Below are 270 nucleotides of genomic sequence, written 5' to 3'. Positions count from 1 at the left end.
ATCTATTACATCTGGGCCGACAGAGCCAGAATAAATTGGTAAATCGATGGTTTTCCCATCAACCGATAACTGAGCTTTTTTATCAGTCATGGTGCTCTCCTGTTGCTGAGATAGAGTAAGCCAAGCGTAGCTGCTGCTTAATAGGTAAAAAGCTTGCGGCCAGTTGGCGACTTAAAAGTTTGCGCATTATGCCAAATAGAATGACTATAGTCACGTCTCTGTAATGTGCCAATGTAGATGAAAAAAAAATCAAAGAAAGTTTCGGCTTTT

The 270-nt window shown here is 40.4% G+C and carries 1 protein-coding gene; it reads right to left on the bottom strand.

From position 1 onward, the window contains the following. Positions 1–82 precede the first annotated feature (82 nt). On the bottom strand, positions 83–270 hold a 188-nt coding region (locus tag A3756_RS28590; RefSeq protein WP_231872214.1), incomplete at its 5' end, for a hypothetical protein.

This window comes from Oleiphilus sp. HI0086 (assembly GCF_001635225.1).
The sequence above is the reverse complement of the archived record's forward strand: the minus strand, read 5'-3'. Positions and strand labels throughout refer to the sequence as shown.